Source organism: Parabacteroides sp. AF18-52, assembly GCF_003479145.1.
Taxonomy (GTDB): domain Bacteria; phylum Bacteroidota; class Bacteroidia; order Bacteroidales; family Tannerellaceae; genus Parabacteroides; species Parabacteroides faecis.
Genome location: NZ_QUGR01000049.1, coordinates 272 through 615, shown reverse-complemented (window position 1 = coordinate 615; position 344 = coordinate 272). Strand labels below are relative to the sequence as shown.

Genomic DNA, 344 nt, shown 5'->3' with positions numbered 1-344 from the left:
GTACCGGAAGGTGCGGCTGGAACACCTCCTTTCTGGAGCGCAGAGTTCGTTATCAAGTTAACTAAAGGTATTAGTTAACTTGTACTACGGTTGAATATGTATAAAATATAGATCTGCCGACAATAAAACGTCGGCAAGAGAGAAAAATGATGCTGAGGGAAACCAAGGCAAAGTTGACAGTCCTATAGCTCAGTTGGTTAGAGCGCTACACTGATAATGTAGAGGTCGGCAGTTCAACTCTGCCTGGGACTACAAAAGAGTTGACAGTTGACAAGTGAAAGTTGACAGTTAACAGAATCTCTAAAACGGGGGATTAGCTCAGCTGGCTAGAGCATCTGCCTTGC

At 44.2% G+C, this 344-nt stretch carries 1 tRNA gene; it reads left to right on the top strand.

From position 1 onward, the window contains the following. Positions 1-178 precede the first annotated feature (178 nt). Positions 179-252, top strand: a tRNA-Ile gene (locus DWX23_RS24785). The last annotated feature ends 92 nt before the right edge of the window (positions 253-344 follow it).